Origin of the sequence: Arthrobacter dokdonellae, assembly GCF_003268655.1 — a bacterium.
In the GTDB taxonomy this organism is placed as follows: Bacteria; Actinomycetota; Actinomycetes; order Actinomycetales; family Micrococcaceae; genus Specibacter; species Specibacter dokdonellae.
This window is the reverse complement of record NZ_CP029642.1, coordinates 3120530-3140584: the sequence shown is the minus strand read 5'-3', so window position 1 is coordinate 3140584 and position 20055 is coordinate 3120530. Positions and strand designations below refer to the sequence as shown.

Here is a 20055-nt window from a genome sequence, read left to right as displayed (position 1 = left end):
CTGATGGCAAATGGAGCAACGCGTCCCCGTCTGGGCGGGGCTGGAGGGAAGCAGCGCATGGGCCGGCCCAACGTGGTATTGATTTGTGTCGACGAGTGGCGGGGCGACTGCCTGGGCGCCGAGGGCCATCCGTATGTGCAAACGCCACATCTGGATGAGCTGGCCGGCAAGGGCGCCCGCTTCCGTCATGCCTATTCGGCCACGCCAACGTGTGTTCCGGCCCGGGTTGCTTTGTTTACCGGCCAGTCGCAGGAACGGCACGGCCGGGTCGGCTATCAGGAGGGAATACCCTTCGACAAGGCCCACCCTGTGTCGTTGCAGGGCGAGTTCCGCAAGGCTGGCTATCAGACGCAGGCCATCGGCAAGATGCACGTCTACCCGGAACGCAGCCGGGCGGGGTTTGACGACGTCATCCTCCACGACGGATTCCTGCACGCGGCCCGGGCCGAACACAAACTGAATTTCAAGTACTTTGACGATTATGTGCCGTGGCTGCGCCGCCAGCCGGGGGTCAGTGCCGATGAGGAGTACTTTGACCACGGTGCCGGCTGCAACTCCACGGTGGCCCGCCCCTGGGACAAGGCCGAGCGCCTGCATCCGACGTCGTGGACGGGCTCGCAGGCCGTGGAATGGCTGTACCGCAGGGACCCAACCGTCCCGTTCTTCCTATACCTGTCCTTCCACCGGCCGCACCCGCCCTACGACCCTCCGGCCTGGGCCATGGACATGTATCTGGACCTGCCGGCGTTCAAGCGCCGCCTTGGCGACTGGGAGCACCACTACGAGTCCGTTCGGACGGACGGCTTCCACCAGCTTGCGTTCGGCACCTTGTCCGAGGCTGTCATGCACCGGGCCCGTGCGGGCTACTACGGGCTGATGACTCAGGTTGACCTCCAGCTCATGCGCTTTTTCGAGGCCTTGAACGAGTTTGGCCTGGCTCGGGACACCATCATCGCCTTCACGGCGGACCACGGCGAGATGCTCGGCGACCACGATTTCTACCGCAAGGGCGTCGGCTATGAGGGTTCGGCGCGGGTGCCGTTCATTGTGGCCCCGGCGCCGTCCGACTCCGACGCCGTCCGGGGCGCCGTGGTCGATGAGGTGGTGGAACTGCGCGACCTCATGCCCACATTGCTGGATCTGGCCGGTGTGCCGGTCCCCGACAGTTGCGACGGCCGGTCACTGGTGCCCTTCCTGCGCGACGACACAAGCTCAAAGTCCGCCGGTGCTGCCCCCGCCGAACGGTGGCGTGAGTGGCTGCACGGCGAACACGTCTACTTTGGCCAGTCGCTGCAGTGGGTGACCGACGGCCACGTGAAGTACCTCTGGGCCTCGGAATGGGGCACCGAGGAACTGTTCGACCTTGACGCCGACTCCGGTGAACTCCACAACCTGGCCCCGCTTCCCGAGCACGCCGAATTGCTGGCCCTATGGAAGGGGCGGCTGGTGCAGGACCTCACAGGCCGCGAGGAGGGTTTCGTGCGGGACGGCGAGCTGGTCACCGGGGCGTCCGTGACGGACATCCTTGCGCACACCCTGGCCCTGCTGGACGCCTAGGCGAGTCCTTTTTCACGATGTGCGGCGTCGCATGGTTGTCGTTGAGGAGATCTGCGTCGGTGCGCCCCGCAGGAAGCCTGCCGATCCTCCCTCTGACAGGAGACGGGCCGGCATCAAGACACTACGTTCGTGATCTGCTTTGGAAAGTGACATGGATGATGCCGCTCTCCGCGACCTCGGAACTGACGGCGTAGTTGGACTCGAGTTCCCGGAGGTCGTCCCAGAGGCGGATCCCCCGGCCGAGCAGGATGGGGGTGATTCCGACGTGGAGTTGGTCAATGAGTCCGGCTTTGAGGAAGTCGCGAACTACCGTGGGGCCACCGCCGATCCGCACATCCTTGCTGCCGGCTGCAGCCCGTGCCCGTGCAAGCGCGTCGCCAGGTGCGGCCGTGAGGAATTCAAACGTGGTGCCGCCGGCCATGTTGATCGGCGGTCGCTCAGCGTGCGTGAGTACGAATACGGGGACCCGGAATGGTGGTTCGTCTCCCCACCAGCCGCGCCAGTTGGGGTCGTCCGGGAAGTTGTGGAGTCCAAACATCCCGGCGCCCATGATCTCGGCGCCGACCTCGGCGAAGTAGGCCTGTGCGTACCGGTCGTCGACGCCGGACGTGCCTTCGCCGCTCTCATCGTGCAGGACTCGCTCGCGGAACGTGCGGGTCGCAGTGTAGGCGTGGACGAGCCGGCCCCAATCGTGGCCGAAGGGATGCTCGGGGGTTTGATCGGTGGTGGTGGCGTACCCGTCGAGCGAGATGTTCAGGTCGGCACGGACAGCCATCGTTTCTCCCTCGAGTGTCATTGCAATATGCAATCACTGTAGTTGGTGGGAAGAATCAGTCAAGGAGTGGAGGCGGTGGAACCGAGATCCGGATGCGCGATCACCGCCGCCGTCGAACCGCTCGGCGACGACTGGTACTCACTCTGTCCTGGGCGACATCATCGTCGGCGGTCGGCGATAGCTCCGTGAGTCGCTCGCATGGTCCCGCGAGGGCCGGTTGGTCGGCGTCAGCTAAGTCGGCCTGAATGCTCCGGATAATTGAGGCGAGCAGGCCGGATGCGAGGAGTCCCGGCCCGAGCGGGCCGGCCGAGTCCTTACCGATGGGCGGCAGGCTTTTGAGCGTCGCCCTGGCCTCTGCAGACATGTGGTCCAGTTGCCAGCGGATCTCTTCGCCGACTGCTTCGGGGCGATCGGGCGCGGCCAGACCGGCCGCTTTCGCGGCGTAGGCTGCAGCGCCCAAGGCATGCGCACCCATGTGGGCGACCGCCGCTGCCTGTGCGGCAGCGCGGGCAGCCGCCACCGCGGCAGGAGTCTTCACATCCCGCGCGGCACGGCCAGCGACAAAGCGTTGGCGGATCTCCTCTGCCGCGCCGAGGTCGCCACGAGCAAATGCCCGGGTCCGGGTGATGGCATCGCGAGGCCGAGTATCTTCGGGAGCCTCCGCCTCGAATGCCGCCAGGACGCGCTCCGCACAGTCCGCGGCCCACGTTGCGACGATCCGGCGACCGGTCTCGCTGAGAGCCTGTGGGGAAGCCATATCAGCACCTTCTCACACTTCGCCCACAAGCCGGTGGCACTAATGCCTGGCACCGTTGACGATAGTGGCCGGCCCAGCAGGACGCGCCGGCTTGTCGGTAGATGAGGGTGGGCAACAGCGGCAGCCATCACGCCGGTACCAGGCTGGGCGAGCCGGGCGGGACCGTGCTGCGGACGGCAGTGTCTGGCTCGGCTGCGGCGTCCTGACTGCGTGATCAGCCCTTCTTGCGTTTGGCGGAAGTGTCCCTCTTTCCGGGCCGGGTTCGCTTTGTTGCCGGTGCCGGGTGCTGCCGCTGCTGCACGGGTACGCCGCTGCCGGCCATGGGGTTGTTGGTCCCGGCCTTCAACGGGGCCGTTTTACTGAGCATCTTCGCCGGGGGCGCAGTCAGCGGTTTGACTGCATAGCTGCCTGCGGCGGCGTTCATGACCGCGGCCCAGTTGGAGCCGGCCAGCTGGTTACCGTCAATATTCGGGTAGTAGACGCCGTTGATGGTGAGGTTTTGGTTGTGCCACCGCTCGGCGTTGCCCTGGTAGCTGCCAAACCAGGCCGCCGTGGCCATGCCGGAGTTGGCTCCCACCGTCCAGGTCTGGACGTTCCAGTCAGTGGTGCCCGTTTTGGCGAAGGCAGTGGCCTTGTCATTGAGCGGGATGGCGTAGCCGGAACCGTGCACCAGCATGTACTGCAAGGCGTACGTCACACCGGCGGCAACTTCCTTGGTCATGGTCCGCTGGCAGTTCGCCGTCGGGACGGGGTAGCTCTTTCCCGTCGAGTCGGTGATCGAGGTCAGGGCGATCGGCTCGCAGCGCACGCCGCCGGCGGCAAAGGTGGCATAGGCGGTCGCCATGTCGATCGGCGCCACGTTCTCGGAACCGATGAGGTTGGAAATGTGTGAGACGTCGTAGGGCTTGTTGGTCGCGCCGTTCTTCAAGCCCGCTGCCGTCGCCATCTTTTGGATGTTGCAGAAGTCCAGCTGCGTGGCGGTCTGGAACGTGACGGTGTTGATGGAGATCGCCAGGCCCAGATAGGCGGTCATCGAGTAGTAGTGGTCCGGGTCGTCATTGGGGAGCAGGTAGTGGCCCGGCACCCTCGGGTCGTAGTCGCCGGTGGTGCTTCCGCAGGAGTTCTTCCACGGGTAGCCCACCGGGTAGTCCCGGACGGACCCGTCAATGTTGGTCATCATGGAGTGGCCGCTGTTGAGCCATTCGGCAAACACAAACGGCTTGAACGTGGACCCGATCTGGAAGCCGCCGGACCCGTGCAGGGGCAGGCCGTTGGCGTCCTTGAGGGGAAGGGAAAAGTTGCCCATGTAGTTGCCCGGCTTCGTGGCCGGGTTGTACACGGTGTTTTGGGCCATCGTGAGGACCTTGCCGGTGCCCGGCTGGACACTGACGACGTCGGCCCCGCGCTGCAGGGGATCCGTGGGGCTCATGGTCCCGTTGACCCGCTCCTGCGCCACCTTTTGCAGCTTGGGGTCGAGGGTGGTCTTGATGGTCAGCCCGCCCTGGTACAGGAACTTGGCCCGGTCCTCCGGGGTGGAACCGTAGGCCGCGTTGTTGAGCACCAGCTGCTGGACGTAGTCGCAGAAGTACGGTGCCGTGGCCGCCGCGACACAGCCCTGCGTGGGCTTGTTCAGGTGCAGTTTCAGCGGCGCCTTCACGGCGGCGTCGTGCTCCTTCTGGGTGATCTTCTTTTGGGCCAGCATTTTGCCCAGCACCTCGTTGCGCCGCGTGACCACGTTGGCCGGGTGGGCCACCGGATCGTACACGGAGGGGCTGTTGACGACGCCGGCCAGCGCCGCGGCCTGCGGCAGCGTCAGGTTCTTGGCGTCGGTGTCGAAGTACAGTTTCGAGGCGGCCTGGATGCCGTAGGCGCCGTTGCCAAAGTAGATGAGGTTGAGGTAGCCCTGCAGGATGTCGTCCTTGGACATCTTCTTCTCCAGGGCGATGGCCTGCTTCATCTCGTTGAGCTTGTCGCCCACTGTCTTCTGGGCGCCCAGTTTGGCCTGGTCGGTCTTCCCGGCCGTGACAAGGTTTTCAATGATCACGTTGTTCACGTACTGCTGGGTGATGGTGGAGGCGCCCTCGCGTCCGCCCTGGATCGTGGCCACGACGGCGCGCATGATGCCGGTCGGATCGATGCCACCGTGTTCGTAGAACCGCGCATCCTCAATGGCGACAATGCCGTTCCTTATAAACGGCGACATGTCGGCCAGCGACACATCGTGACGGTTCTCGGCGTAGACCCTCGCTATGACGGAGCCGTCGCTGGCAAGAACCTGTGTGGCCTGGGCGGGCGGGGTCACCTCCAGGCTTGCCGGGAGGTTGTTGAACATGTTTATGGAATCGCTGGCCACCGTGGCCGCCAGGGCCGTTGCCGGGACGAACAGGCAGGCGACAAGTGCCCCGCAGGCAATGCTGGTGACGACCAGGAGGGCCAGCCTGCCCAGGGTGCTCGCTGTGGTGAGGACTGGGTTTCTGCTCGTTTTCATCCGCCTGTGGGCCTTTCAAGATCGGGTCCGCCATGGAGTCGTGCATGGGGTGACGCTACGGGTGTTGTTGTTCCACCGTCGCTGTGGTTGCAGCCTGAAGTGCAGGGCCCGGTTGGGACGGTGACATGAATGCGGTGCCGTCCCATCGCGCGCACGCCCGCTGGTCCGGCACCTCGGCTGTCAGCTGCTGCCCTCCCTCACGCTTTGGAGCACATATTCCAGCTGTTCGGCGGTCATGGCGCCCGGGTGGCGCACCAGCAGCGTCCCGTCCGGGCCGATGACTGCCGTGAACGGCAGCCCGGGCACCTGGTAGGCGCCGGAGGCGGCCCCGGCGGCGTCGCTGAGCAGGGGGTACGTGACGCCGAATTTCGCCGCGAAGGCCGACGCCTCGCGGGGGTTGTCCGCAACGTCGATGCCGACAAAGTTGGCCGTCTTGCCCAGGTCCTTGAAGGACTGTTCCATGGCGGGCATTTCGGCTACGCATGCGGTGCAGGAGCTGGCCCAGAAGTTCACCACCGTCACCTTGCCCTTGAAGGCGCCCAACGGGGTGGTGCGGTCGGGGTCCCCCAGCTGCGGCAGCGAGAACACAGGTGCGGCGGCGTTAATCGAGGCCCCCGCCTGGCTGGCCTTCGCGCTGGGGGACGGGCCGGCGACGTGGATCGAGGCGGCATTGGGCAACAGGTCCACCGCCGCCTGGGCCATGGCGTGGGCGTACAAGTCGGTGCTGGCGGATTCGGTGCCGAACTGGCCCAGGGCCGCTTCCTTGCCGGCCGGGTCGATGTAGAAGAGCTCGGTTCCGTGGACGACTGACTTGGTCTTGGGGTCGAGCTCAATGGGCACGCCGTAGGCCGCGGCTGCGGCGGCCAGCTGCTTCGGTGTGCCCGTGCCAAACACCCAATTGGTGTCCGCGGCCAGTCCGTGGCTGTCCGTCCACTCCTTGACGGCCGATGCCGAGGGGTAGTAGGGATTGGCGTTGACGGAGAGGAACACCACGTCCTTGGCGTTCGCGCCGAGGTCCTTGTTGGCCGCCACCACGTCCTGGGCCAGGAGCGTGCACAGGTCCTCGCACCGGTCGTCGTTGAAGGACAGCACCACGGACCTGCCGCGGTACTGCGAGAGGGTGACGTGCCTGCCGGCCTGGTCGGTCAGCGACAGGGACGGGGCCGCGGGGAGGGGCTCGGACTGCGGGTCGAGCTGGAGCAGGGTGGAAGCGGCCTTATTGATGCCGGGCTCGACGGCGCTGACTCCCACGGCGCCCGTGGCGGCGGAGGTGTGCGGGGCCAGCCCCGAGGCCAGCAGCACGATTGCCACGGCCATCAAGAGCAGGGCGCCCGCCCCGCCCCACAACAGGGCCCTGCCCCGCGGTTTCGGCGCAGCGGTCGGTGTCGGCTTATCAGACATGGGGGATTCCTTCCGAATGTTCAGGCTCCTGGGCGTCCCCGGGGCTTGTCCAGGTTTTGTAAATGACGACGGCGATGCCCCCCAGCACCGCCGCCAGCAGGACCGCCGCGGTGGCCGCCATGTGGCCGGCCATGAATGAGGTCAGGTCTCCCTGCACGGCGCCCACAGCGCCAAAGAGGCCTGCGGCCATCGGGATGCGGAGAAGCTCGGCCACCCAGTAGTAGGCCAGGTATAGCCCGGACACCGCGAGCATGGCGCCGGAGACCGCCGGCAGGATCCGCCCGGCCCTGCGGAAGCGGTGCAGGAGCCCGCTCCCGGCGAGGGCCGTTGCCACGGCCGCTCCCGTCACAAAAAGGCCCATGCCCAGGGCATAAGACAGGTAGCAGGCCAGGCCGGCCCAGAATCCGAGCCGGGTGAAGGAACCGCCCACGGCGGCCAGGAACAGGGGCAGTGCGCAGCTCAGCGATCCGATGGCATAGGCGATGCCGAACATGAACGTCGCTGCGAACGTCCGCCCTCCCGCTGCCAGCCGTGGCGTGGGCAGCCTGAGGTAGAGCGGGCGCCCGCAGAGCGTGGAGACGCCCAGCGCGGCCATCAGGGCCCCTGCCGCCACCATGAACCAGGGCAGCCACCCCGCTGCCAGCGCGGCGCCGGAGACCAGGACCACCCCGAGGGTGCCGAAGACCGCCACGAAACCGCACGTGACTCCGGCGCCGGAGACCAGGCCCCGTCCGGTCCTGGCCGCGCGGTGCCCGCCGGTGCCGCCGGCGAACAGGGCCAGGTAGGCCGGCAGCAGCGGGAACCCGCACGGGTTCACGGCGGCCACCAGGCCCAAGGTGAAGGCATAGCTCGTTGCGGCGGCAACCGCCAGCGGGTTCATCCGCGGGACCCGTCCCGGTCCGAGAGGCCCAGCAGGTAGTCGTTGTACTCATCCAGGTCCACGTCACCAACGCGGGCCGAACGCCGCTCGGCGGCCGCCGTCTTGCGGGCGTCGGAGCGCTGCCACTTGGACACCAGGACCCCGAGCACGAGCAGGGTGGGGAATTCGGTGAAGCCCCAGGCGATGCCGCCGCCGACCCCCTGGTCTGCCAGCGGCATGATGTTCCAGCCCGGCATGGGCGTGGCGTAGAAGTGGACCAACAGGGTGGTGGACATCATGACCACCACGCCAAAGAACGCGTGGAACGGGGTGGTGGCGGCCAGTTCGAGCACGGGAAGCACCTCTCCGGAGATGGATCTGAGCCCCCTGCCCGTCTGGCGCGGGGAGGGGTCCACGCCCAGGATGCCCCAAAAATACAGGAAGCCGATCAGCAGGAAGTGGATGAGCATCAGGTTGTGCCCCCACCAGGTGCCCATCAGGAAATCGAAGGCGGGGGTGAAATACAGTCCGTACAGGCTCATCACGAAGAGCGCGAACGTCACCACGGGATGGGTCAGGATCGACGCGGGCACCGAGTGCAGGGCGTATAACACCCCGCGGCGCACCCTTCCCTTGCGGCCGTGGCCCGCCGGCAGGACGCGGAGCAACAGGGTCACCGGGGCTCCGAGGACCAAAAAGACAGGACAGAGCATGTTCAGCGCCATGTGCTGGATCATGTGGACGCTGAAAAGTTCCATGCCGTAACCGTCGATCCCGGTGCCGGTGACAAACAGGATGCTCGCAATGCCAACGACCCACATGAGGGTGCGGCCCACGGGCCACGCCACGCCGCGGCGCCGGAGCACCAGCACCCCGGCGCCGTAGCCCAGCAGGAGCGCCACGGCCAGGACGGACATCACGGGGACCGGCTGCGGATGCCAGGCCAGCACGTTGGCGACGGTGGGCGGCGCCGTGGGCATCCACATGGGCCCGGACATCACCGCGTGCGGGTCGCCCATGCCGGGCATCGGCGGCATGGCCAATACGCGCACGCTCAAAGTCCCACGATCATCAGGTCCGCCGCGGGCGGTTCCCCGGCGGCACTGGCAAAGATTTCAAAGCCGGTCTTGACAGCCTCCCGCTCCGCCGGCGACAACGTCTCCAGCAGTGCGGCGATTTCAGCCCGGCGGGCCTCCGTCACAGTATGGTGGATGCTCGTGCCCAGCTCAGTGAGGGAGATGATCACTTCACGGCGGTTCGTTGCCGCGGCCCGGCGGGCAATCAGGCCGGCCGTCACCATGCGGTCAGCGAACCGGCTGAAGCTGGACTGGTTGGCTCCGAGCTTCTCGGACAGCTCGCCCATGCGCAGCGGACCGAAGTCCGAGAGCACGACCAGAACCCTGAATTGGGGGAGTGTGACGGTGTCCATGACGCTAGCCAGCGACCTGGCAATCACGCCCAGCAGGGCCCGGGAGGCAGTCAGCGTTTCAACGACGGCGTCGCTGTCCGCCGTGGCCGGGGTGCTAGGATTCATGATTGCAGTATGGCATATATTGCATGAGTGCATAAAATTGTGGTGTAAGCCAGAAGCGAGGAAACCTGCATGTCGGCAACCATCGGCCCCTCCCGGCACGGCCTTGCGGCCCTGTGGCGGACCATCTGGAAGCCCGCCGCGGAAGGCGGCTACCAGCTGGTCGCCGTGGCCTTGGTGGTGGGCGCCGGCGCGGGGTTCGCCGCGGTCGCGTTTCGCTGGATGATCTCCGCCGCCACCGTCTTCTTTTCCGGACATGTCGATTATTCGGCGGTCCAGGGCCACCCGGCGCACCCGTGGCTGCCATGGCTGGGCCCGTTCTTTGTGGTCCTGGCCCCGGCCGTGGGCGGCCTGATCTACGGACCGCTGGTCCACCGCTTTGCCCCCGAAGCCCGCGGGCACGGTGTTCCCGAGGTCATGTACGCCGTGAGCCGGCGCGGCGGGCGGATCAAGGGGCAGGTGGCCGTGGTGAAGGCGCTCGCCTCGGCCATCTGCATTGGCGCCGGTGGATCCGTCGGCAGGGAGGGGCCGATCGTGCAGATCGGCTCCGCCTTGGGATCGTGGCTTGCCAGAGTGTTCCGGATGCCCGATTCCAGGGTCCGCACACTGGTGGCGTGCGGCGCCGCCGGCGGCATTGCTGCCACCTTCAACGCACCCATCGCGGGGGTTTTCTTTGCCTTGGAGCTCCTGCTTTCAGACTTTGAGGCGGGCTCCTTCGGCGCCGTCGTGCTGGCCTCGGTGGCGGCCTCGGTGGTGGGGCGGACGTTCCTGGGGAACCAGGCGTTCCTGCAGCTGCCACCCTTCCACCTGAGCAGCGGATGGGAGTACCCGCTGTTTCTTTTGCTGGGGCTGTTGGCTGCCCTCGTGGGTGTGGGGTTCACCCGGGTCCTGTACGGGATTGAGGACGCAAGCGACTTCGTCGCGCGGCGCATCCCCAACTGGCTTCGGCCCGCCATCGGAGGTCTGCTGCTGGGGCTGCTGCTTCTGGCGCTGCCGCAGATGTACGGGGTGGGCTACCCTGTCCTGCAGGCCGGCGTGGACGGGAAGTATGCCCTTGGATTCCTGCTGTTGCTGATGGCCGGCAAGGTCCTGGCCACGAGCCTGACGATCGGGATTGGGGGTTCGGGCGGCGTCTTCGCGCCGTCCCTGTTCATCGGGGCCATGCTCGGAGCGGCCTTCGGTGACGTTGTCGGAATGATCGACCCCTCGCTGCAAGGCCAGGCCGGAACTTTCGCGCTGGTCGGCATGGGCGCCGTCTTTGCGGGGGCGGCCCGCGCCCCCATCACCGCTGTCATCATCATGTTTGAGCTCACCGGCGAATATTCGATCATCCTGCCCATCATGCTCGCCATCGTGGTGGCCACCGGGGTGTCCAAGCTGATGTCCGCGGACACCATCTACACGCTCAAGTTGAGCCGGCGCGGCGTGGACCTGACCCGGCATCCCGGCACCGAGCTGATGCAGGCCACCCCCGTGGGGGCCGTCATGGACACCAGCCACCGGGCCTTGGACGGCAGCCTCAGTGCCGCCGAGGGTTCGCGGCTGCTGCTGGCCTCCGGCAAACACAGCCTGCCCGTCACCGACGCCGAAGGCCGTTTGGCCGGCGTCGTCACCCTTCAGCTGCTCTCCGCCGAGCTGGCGGGAAGCGAGACCGGACGCGGGCTCCCGCTGTCCGGGGTGGCCGAGCATGTCGCCACCGTTGAGCCCTCGGCGACCCTGGATTCCGTGGTGGAGCTGGTCCTGGACTCCCCGGCCGGAGGCGGCCTGCCCGTCGCGGAGGGCGGGGTCCTGAAGGGGTGGCTGAGCCAGGAGGCGGTCCTGCGACTGCTTTCGAGGGTCCGGCCCCACGGCGGATGACCCCGCCGGAGAATCGATGCCCCCGATAATGCGGCATCGGCCGCGTTGTCCGGGTCCCGTCGGACGTGACTGGACGCAGTCCTCGGCTGCCGGCTTCGCGGCCTCAGCGCGCGCGGGCGGGCGTTGGGCGGACCTTGCCGTGGCGCTCAGGAGGAACTCATCTCGTCGAGCGCCTCCTTGATCTTGGCCACCAGCAGGGAGCTTGACGTCTCGGTGGCGTAGACCAAGCTGATCGTCGAAGTGGCGTTGTCGTCCTCGATGTCCAGATACACCAGTCCGGGGATGGCAAATGCGCGCATCGACTCCGGGACCACCGCGATGCCCAGGTGGGCGGCGACCAGCCCGAGGATGGTGGGGAACTGGACAGCTTCCTGCGCGATGTCAAAGTCCACGCCCACCGCATGCAGCAGGGCGGAAATGTGGTCGAAAAGGGACGAAATGCGGCGTCGCGGGAAGGCGATGAAGGACTCGCCGTGCAAGTCCTTCAAGGAGACCGTGGCGCGCGCGGCGAGCCGGTGGTCAGCGGCGACCGCGACCACCAGGGGTTCGTGCATGATCACCGTGGCGCTGATGCCGGGGACTGTCCGCACTTCCCGGGAGATCCCTGCGTCGAGTGTGCCCGCGGCAATGAGCTCCAGCTGCGCGTCCGTGGTCTCCTCGCGCAGTTGAAGGTCGATGCCCGGCCACGTTGAGCGCATGTGCCGGACCAGGCCCGGAACCAGGCGGATGGCCGCTGAGGAGACAAAGCCGAGCCGCAGCCGGCCCAGTTCGCCGTTCCTGGCATGTAGCAGGGCAGACTCCATGACGGCGTATTGGGCCAGGACCCTGCGTGCGTGTTCCAGCAGCACCTCCCCCTCGGAGGTCAGTTCAACGTTGCGCGAATTGCGCACGAACAGGGCCACCTTGCACTCCTCCTCGAGCTTGCGGATCTGCTGGCTCAACGGTGGTTGCGCCATGTGGAGGCGCTGGGCGGCCCGGTTGAAGTGGAGCTCTTCGGCCACGGCGACGAAAAGTTCAAGGCGTCTCAGGTTCATGCAATCAAGACTAAACGCATATTGAACGCAGTCAAATAGATATTTCTTTATGCAAGGTGTTGCGCCTAACGTTATCCGTGAGAGAAGTCACAGCGTTGAACGTAGCAGAGGATCAAAAAATGCCCGTAATGACCAAGCCTGCCAGCAGCTTCATCAACGGTTCCTGGGTGGAGGGAACAGGCGCATTCGTCTCCCGGTACAACCCGGCGGCGCCGGACCAGGCCGTGACGAGCTACCACCAGGCCGGCTCCGCCGAACTGGCGGACGCGATCCAGGCGGCCGCTGCCGCAAGCACCGCGTGGGACGAGCTGGGCATTCTCGGACGCGGCCGTGTCCTGGCGGCCGCCGCCGCGGCCATCAGGGAACGGGCCGAGGAGATCGCCCTCGTGATGACCGCCGAACATGGCAAGACCATCGCGGAGTCGCGGATGGAGGTTGACGCTTCGGCAGACACCTTTGACTACCATGCCGCCTCGGCCCGCAATCCGGTGGGTACCGAATACCCCTCCAGCCATCCGGAGGAGCGGATCCTGACGGTCCGTCGTCCCCTTGGCGTTGTCGGCGTGATTACCCCGTGGAACTTCCCCCTGCAGATTCCGGCCTGGAAGATCGCCCCGGCCATCCTCCACGGCAACACCGTCGTGTGGAAGTCGGCGAGCAACACCCCCGGTGTCTCCGTGCTGCTCATGGAGGCGCTGGCGGCCGCCGGCGTTCCGGCCGGCGTCGTCAACCTGGTCCTGGGCCCGGGCCAGCTCGGCTCTGAACTGGTCTCCAACCCCCTTGTGGGGGGTGTCACATTTACCGGCTCCGTCCCGGTCGGCCACCACATCCGCGGGATTGTCTGTGGGCGCGGCGCGAAACTGCAACTGGAACTCGGCGGCCACAACGCCACACTCGTCCTTCCCGACGCGGATGTTGAACTTGCGGCCACGAGCGTTGTGAACGCCGCCATGGGATCCACCGGGCAGAAGTGCACAGCCACGCGCCGCGTGATTCTGGTCGGCGGAGGCCACGAGGATTTCCTGGCACGGCTCAAGGAGAAGGTGGCCAAGCTGGTCGTGGGTCCGGGCATGGACCCGGCCGTCCAGATCGGCCCGGTGGTCTCCGAATCCGCCCGTGGGGAAATCAACGCCGCCATCGACCAGGCGGTGGCAGAAGGTGGGGAAATCCTGGCCCAGGCAACCGTGCCGGACGGTGAGGGCAGCTACGTGGCCCCCACCATCCTGACGGGACCCCGCTCGATGGCCATTTGCCAGGAAGAAGTCTTTGGCCCCGTCACCACCGTGCTGCACGCAGACACCTTGGAAGAGGCCATCGGTCTGGCAAACAACACAGCCTTCGGCCTCACCGCAGCCGTCTTCAGCAGCGACGAGCGGTCCATCCGCCGCTGCGTGGCCCAGCTTCAAGCCGGCCTGGTCAAGGTCAACGCCCCGACCACCGGCTCGGAACTCCACGCACCGTTCGGGGGCATGAAGGACTCAACATTTGCCGGCCCCCGCGAACAGAACAGTGCCGCCGCCGCCACGTTCTTCACCCATGAAAAGACCGCCTACCTGCGCCTGGCTCCCAAGAAGGCATGACCATGAACCTCACCGACGAAAAAACCAGGTGTGATCTGCGCACCCCGGATGCCGTGCTCTGCGGCTCGGACATGAACGGCGCATGGGGCACCCGCCACAGCTTCGCCCGCACCATGCTACGCCGCGCGGCATCCCACCAATGGCAGGTGGCCAAGACCCGCCTGGACCTGGATGAGCTCGGACGGGGGACCGTGGTCTTCACCATTGATGCCGAAGGCCATGAGCTGAAATTCATCGCCTTCTGCCAGACCCTGGAAGAAAGCGAACGCACCGACAGGGTCATCGCCAACGCCTGGGACGTCACGGCCGCACTCGTCGAGGGCGAACTGACCCCTGAACGGGAAGCCAGCCTGCGCCGCAACATCCCCGTCCAGGAGAAAGGCCGCACCGACCCGGAAACGATCATCATGACCCGGGCCAACCGCAGCGCCCGCTTCTTTGACTACGTCAGTGACTGCCTGGCCTCCGGCTCCCAGCCAGACGTCGGCACGATCGGTCCCAGCCCCTACCTGATCCGCAGCACCGCCTTCTACGGCAACGGGAAGTTCGGCCTCAAGGAACTGTCCGCCTTCACGGCGGGCCACCCGCTTGCGGTCCCGTACCGTTCACAGATGCTTGCCGCCTGGCTGATGCGCGAGCTCAGCATGGACCTGGTGGAGCATGTTGCCAGGGCCAAGGCCCGGGAGGCCGGCACCGTGGCCGTTCCCCTGGACGACGCCTGGGGCCGCTACCTTGGGCTGGGCAATGCCACCGGGCTGGGCATGGTCCCGTTCTTTGTCAACCACCCCGGCTACCTGGATGCCTGGTGCAAGCTCCGTGAACTGCCGCTGGCAACAGCGCTCGCGGCCGACTACGCCCCGGACCACTCCGACCTGGCCCGGATCGACGGGCTCCTGGAGAAGGCCGACAGGCACCTGGCAGAAAAGTCCGGGCTCAAGACAACGCCGTTCCTCTCCACAGAGGAGATCCGACCCCAGCTTCGCCGTCTCCGCAGCGAACTCCGGGCATTCATGGCCTCTGACCGGAAAGGGGAACCCGTGTTGGCCAGGCTTCATGAACTGGCGGCGGGGCTCAGTCCTGAGGCCCGCGGACTCTTCGCCTCCATTGTCATTGAACTCCGGGAGGATTTCGATGAGGAAGCCGATGCGTTGCTCACGGTTGCCGCCCCCCGGCCCTTCGATCCCGCAATGCCCTGCCGCGAATTGCAGAACCTGGTGAAGGAAAACTACGGATGGTGCGGCAACTACGATTTCGCCGCACCTGAACGATCCTCCTACTACTGGTACTCCTCAGCCGACAGCGAAGAGCCACGCAGGGCGCTTCGTGGGGGGATGGCGGCCGGCACGGTGGAGCACTGCACTGACATTGCACGCCGGATCAACGCCCTGACCGCCGCGTTGGGCGCCGTGCCGGCCCTGACGTGCGTGGGCGAGTTCCTGGTGGCCCATCCAGGCCACAGATTCGCCGCCGAACGTGTCCAGCAGACCAAGGATTACGAGTACGGGGACTTGCAGGACAACCTCCTGGATGCGCAATTTCTACCGCTGAGCACCCAGCGCTTCCAGCTGGCCACCTACGGGATGAACAACTTCAGCCCGCAGTCAACCGACTGGGTGCGTGTCACCCTGTTCAGCGGAGCCCCGCGGGTAGCGGAGGTCATGAACGGAAGAGACGACGACGACTGGCTGTTTCCGCTGGCACCCGAAGGACAAAGCAAATGAACATGCACCAGCAGGCCACGGTCGTGGACGGGCTGCAGATCAGCAACTGGAGCCGTCCGGTCCTTGAAGAACTGCGCACCGGCGGTGTCAGCGCCGTCAACGCCACCTGCGCCGTCTGGGAAAACGCCGCTGAAACCATCCGCTCCATCGCCCAATGGCTCGAACTGGCCAACCGGAACCAGGACCTTTTCTTCCTGGCCAGCCGTGGCGAGGACATCCAGAGGGCCAAGCAGGAAAACAAGATTGCCGTTTTTCTTGGCTTCCAAAACACCAGCCCCTTCGAGGACGACTACCGCTATGTGGAACTCTTCCACCGACTCGGCGTCCGCATCGCCCAATTGACCTACAACAACCAAAACCTGCTCGGCGGGGGCTGCTTCGAGACCGAAGACTCCGGCCTCACCCGCTACGGGCGTGTGGTGGTATCGGAAATGAACCGGGTCGGGATGCTGATTGACCTTTCCCACGTGGGATACCGCACCAGCCGGGACGCGATCGAGGCCTCCACTGTTCCCGTGGCCATCACGCACTCAAACCCGCTCTGGTTCTTCGACACCCCGCGCAACAAGCCCCACGATGTGATCCAGCCGCTGGTGGATCGCGGCGGAGTCATCGGGTGCTGCCTCTACCCGACAGTCAGTGGCGGCGAACACGTGACCATAGAAAGCTTCGCCGCCATGGTTTCGCGCATGGTGGACCACTATGGGCCCTCACATGTGGGCTTGGGCAGCGACTGCACCCGCGGCTGGGACCACGAATTCGTCGGCTGGCTCCGCAACGGACGGTGGCAGCCCACGGCACCGGAAGACTCGCCCCGGTGGCCTGCCTGGCCCAACTGGTTCACCGGGCCCGAAGACTTTCCCCGGCTCACCGACGGACTCGTCACGGCTGGACTCACAGATGACACCATCGCCGCGGTCCTGGGCGGCAACTTCAGCCGCCTTTTTACCGAGGTCATGGACAATGCCAAGGAGAAAGCCCATGTCTGATAACCATGCCAACCTCACGGCGGCCGCCGATCGTGGCGTGGCAGGCGTGTTTGCCTGGGTTCAGCCCCGTGAGATCACCGAATCGGCCTTCCGCGCGCTGTGCGCTGCAGGCGCTGAACCTGCCGAAGCCCGGGAGGGCGGACTTGCCGTACTGCGTGCCGAAGTCGCCGCCCGGAGCGGGCTGGCGCTTTTGGAGCAACTGCTCGCCGCAGACTGGGCGCAGCCCGTGCGGGCCGCCGCGACCAGGTCGACCGGGTGGGGTGGCCTGACGGTCCACGAACTCGACTGTCCGAACCAGCCGGCACTTCGATCGGCGCTTCAGCTCATCGATCTGGCGGTCAGCGGCAGCCCGACGGAAGTCCGCGTCAGCCGCACCACCGTGGCCGGAATTCCGCAAGAACTGTGGAAGGACCTGATCCTGCGGCGCAGCGCCGACCTGCAGCGCACCATCAATGTCGCCATTTCGACGGCAGCCGGCGCGGAATACCTCGCCATCCACAACGGGGGAGTGATCTCGGCCGCCGATCCGCCCAGCGCCTCGATTGCAGCGTCGGTGCTTCCGCGGATGGAAGGGGACAACACGGTCGTCGTCGTGCTGCCCGGCACCGCCGAGCTGGAAAAACTGGACGCCACCATTGCCCCCAAACCCTTGAAAGTAAGTGAACCCGAATGGCTTCGCATGTACCAACTCTCCCGGACCTATCTCATGGCGGACCAGTGAACCCGATCAAGCGCACCCAGTTCTCGGACGGAAAACCCCGCCCCTACTCTGCCACGGCCGCCGTCAACGACATCATCTTTGTCTGCGGGCAGGTCCCCACCCGTGCCGACGGCACCACGCCCGCCGACATTGCCAGTCAAGTGGACCAGGCCTTCGATAACCTGGAAAAGGCCCTGCTGGCAGCCGACTCAGATCTTTCCAGCCTCCTCAAACTCACTGTCTTCCTCGCCGACTTGGACGAGTTCGAGTCCTACAATGCCGCCTACCTCAAAAGGCTCAGCGGCCATCCCCTCCCTCCCCGGACCACGGTGCAGGTTGCCCGGTTCCGGGGGGAGAAGCGCATCGAAATTGATGCCGTCGCCGCCGCAACAGCCTGACCTGCCGGGTCACGGATCTGTTCGGCAACCACCGTCGCTTTGCTTAGCCCAGATCGGAACCATCATGCTCTCTCACGCGCCAGTTCCCGCGCCCACCTCCCAACTCACCATCGATTCCGCGCCGCTGAATTCATTCCACAAGCGCCTGACGCTCTTCAGCTCAGGGGGGCCGTTCCTGGACGGCTACATCCTGGCCATCATTGGCATCGCATTGGTCCAGATCATTCCCCAATGGCAGATGAACGAATGGTGGAACGGACTCATCGGCGCCTCGGCCCTGATCGGGGTCTTCATCGGGGGTCTGGTCTTCGGCAACATCACCGATAAAATCGGGCGGAAGCTCATGTACACGATCGACCTGATCGCGATCATCGTGTTCTCGATTGCCCAGTTCTGGGTCAACGAGCCCTGGCAGTTGTTCACCCTGCGCCTGCTCATCGGCATCGCGGTCGGGGCTGACTATCCGATCGCCACAGCCTTGGTCGCCGAATTTGTGCCGGCAAACTGGCGGGCCCGGCTGCTGGGCGGCTTGAACGCCATGTGGTTTGTCGGGGCCACCGTGGCCGCCTTTGTCGGATACTGGCTGCTGTCCCTGCCCGACGGCTGGCGCTGGATGCTCCTCTCCTCCGCTGTGCCGGCCGTCCTGATCCTCATTGCGCGGGCCACGATCCCGGAATCCCCGCACTGGCTCGTGGGGAAGGGCCGCCACGAGGAGGCCCTTGGCATCCTGAAGAAGACCATCGGCGAGGGTGCGACCCTGGAAGGGATCACAGCCCACGACCCCAACGCAGTCAAGCTCAGCACCAAACAGGCATTCAAGATGGTTCTCACCGGCGGCTACCTCAACCGTGTCATCTTCATCTCCATCTTCTGGACCTGCACGATCGTTACCTTGTTCTCCATCTACGCATTTGGGCCCCAGATCCTGGCCTTGTTCCACCTCCAGTCAGGCGATGCCGCCAACATCGGCTACGGGCTGATCAATCTGTTCTTCCTGGTCGGCAACGTGGTCGCACTCCTCGTCGTGGACAAGCTGGGACGCCGTCCCGTGCTGATCTGGGGGTTCCTCCTCTCCGGCGTAGGCCTGTTGTTTCTGGCGATTTTCCCCACCGCCCCGCTGGGCCTGATCGCACTGGCCTTCGCCTTCTACGCAATCTTCAACGGGGGCCCATCGATCCTGGAATGGATCTACCCCAACGAGCTGTTTCCGACCAAGGTCAGGGCCACCGCCGTGGGCCTGTGCACGGGAACCAGCCGCATCGGAGCCGCCATCGGCACTTTCGCCACACCCCTGGCCCTGACACACCTGGGCCTCTCAGGGACCATGTGGATTGCCGCCGGAATCGCCCTTGTCGGGGCGGTTGCCAGCTACGTCATGGCACCGGAAACCAAGGGGAAAAACCTCGAAGATGCTGCCTCGCTCCAGCACGCCTGAGAGCACCGGTTTCAAGCAATCCACCCTCTGACCCGCAGAGCAGCCCAACGACGACAGTCAGCGGGGCGCTCCTTGACGGCGAGGTCGGTCCTCCGCAGCGGTGCCGCGGGGCGCAAGGATGCCGTCACTGTGTGGTAACCCTTCACGTGGCAGGCGCCGCGATCGCGCGGTGCCGCCCGGGGTTGGGTTCCCGCTTCGGTGACGGCATCCGCCGCGTGACGTTGCGGGATGTCGCCGGTGGCCCACCACCCAAGCGGCCAGGAAGGCCACGAGCCCGACGAGCCAGGCTGTGACGGGGCAGGCGGTGACGGTGCAGGCTGTGACGGTGCAGGCTGTGACCGGCGTCGTCCGGTCCCGCCGGATCCTGCCCGGTCCGGCAGCGCCCTAGGTCAGCGCCCGGACGACCAGGAAAGCAGCGCACCAGGCGATGCAGGGGGTCGGGATGCGCGCCTGCCAGCGCCGGCACATGCTGTCCGGGCCGTTGAAACATGGACGAACCCAGGCCCGGAGTGCGGCACCGAACAGGTCCGCCGTCATGTTTGCCGACCCGGGCCCTTGCCCAGCAGGGGCGGCCAGTGCGCGACCGCATCGCGCACGAAATGAGGGCGGCTACGCGCATACGGGCGGGCCCGGCGGATTCCCCGGTATCCTGCACGTTCGCGTAACCGTGATTCGGCCGGCTGCGAGGCTTCCGAGGATCAGCAGGGCGGGTCCGCCCCTGCCGCGTCCTGTTCGCGTCGAACCATCATTGGCTCTGTCTTCCGCAGGGCGTGACACGGTACCCAACGGCATTTCATGGGCAACCCCGGAATGACGGTCCTTCGGGGAATCCTGGCGGCGCCGCCCGGAGCCCTCCTGGGTCCGGTCGGCGCGCTTCATCCTCGAGGGTTCCGCACTGCCTGATCCCAGGCGGGCTCCCTGCCCTCATCACTGCCCGCGCCCCACGTGGGCGGGACACGCGCGACCGGGTGCT

At 66.2% G+C, this 20055-nt stretch carries 16 protein-coding genes; 8 read left to right on the top strand and 8 right to left on the bottom strand.

Annotated features, from left to right (window positions below; all coding sequences use genetic code 11):
* The first annotated feature begins 57 nt into the window (after positions 1-57).
* Positions 58-1557 carry an arylsulfatase gene (locus DMB86_RS13950; protein WP_113718340.1) on the top strand — a complete coding sequence of 500 codons (1500 nt, stop codon included), beginning with the start codon at positions 58-60 and terminating at the stop codon, positions 1555-1557.
* 121 nt (positions 1558-1678) lie between these two features.
* On the opposite strand, the gene DMB86_RS13945 is transcribed toward DMB86_RS13950, so the two are convergent.
* The 7 genes from DMB86_RS13945 to DMB86_RS13915 form a co-directional block, all read right to left on the bottom strand.
* Positions 1679-2353 (bottom strand): dihydrofolate reductase family protein, encoded by a 675-nt coding sequence (locus tag DMB86_RS13945; protein ID WP_227878389.1) that lies wholly within the window; start codon positions 2351-2353, stop codon positions 1679-1681.
* A 79-nt stretch (positions 2354-2432) separates the two neighbouring features.
* Positions 2433-3089 carry a putative immunity protein gene (locus DMB86_RS13940; protein WP_335645007.1) on the bottom strand — a complete coding sequence of 219 codons (657 nt, stop codon included), beginning with the start codon at positions 3087-3089 and terminating at the stop codon, positions 2433-2435.
* A 214-nt stretch (positions 3090-3303) separates the two neighbouring features.
* Positions 3304-5577 (bottom strand): transglycosylase domain-containing protein, encoded by a 2274-nt coding sequence (locus DMB86_RS13935; RefSeq protein ID WP_113718339.1) that lies wholly within the window; start codon positions 5575-5577, stop codon positions 3304-3306.
* A gap of 180 nt (positions 5578-5757) precedes the next feature.
* Positions 5758-6978, bottom strand: a complete 1221-nt coding sequence (locus DMB86_RS13930) for a redoxin domain-containing protein (protein WP_113718338.1) — start codon at positions 6976-6978, stop codon at positions 5758-5760.
* Positions 6971-7858: a cytochrome c biogenesis CcdA family protein gene (locus DMB86_RS13925; protein WP_113718337.1), complete on the bottom strand. Its 888-nt coding sequence runs from the start codon at positions 7856-7858 to the stop codon at positions 6971-6973. The genes DMB86_RS13930 and DMB86_RS13925 overlap by 8 nt, the downstream gene beginning before the upstream one ends.
* Entirely contained in the window at positions 7855-8889 is a 1035-nt protein-coding gene (locus tag DMB86_RS13920; RefSeq protein WP_227878388.1) for a cytochrome c oxidase assembly protein, read from the bottom strand. Before DMB86_RS13920 ends, DMB86_RS13925 begins: the two co-directional genes overlap by 4 nt.
* A 2-nt stretch (positions 8890-8891) precedes the next feature.
* On the bottom strand, positions 8892-9371 hold the full coding sequence (locus tag DMB86_RS13915; RefSeq protein ID WP_171814502.1) for a MarR family winged helix-turn-helix transcriptional regulator: 480 nt from the start codon (positions 9369-9371) through the stop codon (positions 8892-8894).
* Between the two features lie 69 nt (positions 9372-9440).
* Between DMB86_RS13915 and DMB86_RS13910 the strand changes: the two genes are divergently transcribed.
* A complete protein-coding gene (locus DMB86_RS13910; protein WP_113718335.1) occupies positions 9441-11225 on the top strand; it encodes a chloride channel protein in 1785 nt (594 codons plus the stop codon).
* A 146-nt stretch (positions 11226-11371) separates the two neighbouring features.
* On the opposite strand, the gene DMB86_RS13905 is transcribed toward DMB86_RS13910, so the two are convergent.
* Positions 11372-12259 carry a LysR family transcriptional regulator gene (locus DMB86_RS13905; RefSeq protein WP_113718334.1) on the bottom strand — a complete coding sequence of 296 codons (888 nt, stop codon included), beginning with the start codon at positions 12257-12259 and terminating at the stop codon, positions 11372-11374.
* Positions 12260-12378: 119 nt separating this feature from the next.
* On the opposite strand from DMB86_RS13905, the gene DMB86_RS13900 reads away from it, so the two are divergent.
* From DMB86_RS13900 to DMB86_RS13875, 6 genes are all read left to right on the top strand, one after another.
* On the top strand, positions 12379-13839 hold the full coding sequence (locus DMB86_RS13900; RefSeq protein ID WP_113718333.1) for an aldehyde dehydrogenase family protein: 1461 nt from the start codon (positions 12379-12381) through the stop codon (positions 13837-13839).
* A gap of 2 nt (positions 13840-13841) precedes the next feature.
* Positions 13842-15560, top strand: coding sequence for a hypothetical protein (locus tag DMB86_RS13895; RefSeq protein WP_113718332.1), 1719 nt, complete (start codon positions 13842-13844; stop codon positions 15558-15560).
* Complete coding sequence (locus tag DMB86_RS13890) at positions 15557-16549, top strand: dipeptidase (protein WP_227878387.1); 993 nt, start codon at positions 15557-15559, stop codon at positions 16547-16549. The genes DMB86_RS13895 and DMB86_RS13890 overlap by 4 nt, the downstream gene beginning before the upstream one ends.
* Positions 16542-17270 (top strand): hypothetical protein, encoded by a 729-nt coding sequence (locus tag DMB86_RS13885; protein ID WP_113718331.1) that lies wholly within the window; start codon positions 16542-16544, stop codon positions 17268-17270. Before DMB86_RS13890 ends, DMB86_RS13885 begins: the two co-directional genes overlap by 8 nt.
* Positions 17267-17647, top strand: coding sequence for a RidA family protein (locus tag DMB86_RS13880; protein ID WP_227878386.1), 381 nt, complete (start codon positions 17267-17269; stop codon positions 17645-17647). The genes DMB86_RS13885 and DMB86_RS13880 overlap by 4 nt, the downstream gene beginning before the upstream one ends.
* A gap of 64 nt (positions 17648-17711) precedes the next feature.
* A complete protein-coding gene (locus DMB86_RS13875) occupies positions 17712-19082 on the top strand; it encodes an MFS transporter (RefSeq protein ID WP_113718329.1) in 1371 nt (456 codons plus the stop codon).
* Positions 19083-20055 lie beyond the last annotated feature (973 nt).

Bases quoted from the DNA above. Each gene is read 5' to 3' on its own strand.
- DMB86_RS13930 (WP_113718338.1), bottom strand. From the start codon at position 6,978: ATGTCTGATAAGCCGACACCGACCGCTGCGCCGAAACCGCGGGGCAGG.
- DMB86_RS13885 (WP_113718331.1), top strand. From the start codon at position 16,542: ATGTCTGATAACCATGCCAACCTCACGGCGGCCGCCGATCGTGGCGTG.
- DMB86_RS13905 (WP_113718334.1), bottom strand. From the start codon at position 12,259: ATGAACCTGAGACGCCTTGAACTTTTCGTCGCCGTGGCCGAAGAGCTC.
- DMB86_RS13890 (WP_227878387.1), top strand. From the start codon at position 15,557: ATGAACATGCACCAGCAGGCCACGGTCGTGGACGGGCTGCAGATCAGC.
- DMB86_RS13875 (WP_113718329.1), top strand. From the start codon at position 17,712: ATGCTCTCTCACGCGCCAGTTCCCGCGCCCACCTCCCAACTCACCATC.
- DMB86_RS13935 (WP_113718339.1), bottom strand. From the start codon at position 5,577: ATGAAAACGAGCAGAAACCCAGTCCTCACCACAGCGAGCACCCTGGGC.
- DMB86_RS13900 (WP_113718333.1), top strand. From the start codon at position 12,379: ATGCCCGTAATGACCAAGCCTGCCAGCAGCTTCATCAACGGTTCCTGG.
- DMB86_RS13915 (WP_171814502.1), bottom strand. From the start codon at position 9,371: ATGAATCCTAGCACCCCGGCCACGGCGGACAGCGACGCCGTCGTTGAA.
- DMB86_RS13940 (WP_335645007.1), bottom strand. From the start codon at position 3,089: ATGGCTTCCCCACAGGCTCTCAGCGAGACCGGTCGCCGGATCGTCGCA.
- DMB86_RS13925 (WP_113718337.1), bottom strand. From the start codon at position 7,858: ATGAACCCGCTGGCGGTTGCCGCCGCAACGAGCTATGCCTTCACCTTG.
- DMB86_RS13950 (WP_113718340.1), top strand. From the start codon at position 58: ATGGGCCGGCCCAACGTGGTATTGATTTGTGTCGACGAGTGGCGGGGC.
- DMB86_RS13945 (WP_227878389.1), bottom strand. From the start codon at position 2,353: ATGACACTCGAGGGAGAAACGATGGCTGTCCGTGCCGACCTGAACATC.
- DMB86_RS13895 (WP_113718332.1), top strand. From the start codon at position 13,842: ATGAACCTCACCGACGAAAAAACCAGGTGTGATCTGCGCACCCCGGAT.
- DMB86_RS13910 (WP_113718335.1), top strand. From the start codon at position 9,441: ATGTCGGCAACCATCGGCCCCTCCCGGCACGGCCTTGCGGCCCTGTGG.